Genomic DNA, 347 nt, shown 5'->3' on the forward strand with positions numbered 1-347 from the left:
GCCGTGCCGTTCTGGCGTCCTAAATCGGCCGGGCCATTTTCCGTATGAGCTATGTGCCCGCGCTTGTCAGCCAGATAATCTGCCGCTATACCAGCACCAGTACCGCGCAGCGCGTCGCCAACGGTGCCTCTGTAGCGGGTTATCTGCCACCTACTCGGCAGAATGGTGCTGATATTGCCGCTCATACCGCCAGCGGTCGGGGTGCCCTGATCCGTCAGCAGTATCAACAGCCTCCCTGGCACCACCTGGGCTATCGTACCGGAGTCAACAGCGCCGAATCGCGCCAGCAATTGCACGCGCTCGGATGGGGCGTGCCAGAGTTCGTGCAGCTGGGGAGTGACATAGCC

Annotated in this window: 1 protein-coding gene; it reads left to right on the top strand. The window is 62.0% G+C overall.

Translation table 11 applies throughout. The features are described 5' to 3' along the window. Positions 1-44 precede the first annotated feature (44 nt). On the top strand, positions 45-347 hold a 303-nt coding region (locus Q4563_RS17555), incomplete at its 3' end, for a hypothetical protein (RefSeq protein WP_303605411.1).

Source organism: Gilvimarinus sp. 1_MG-2023, assembly GCF_030548285.1.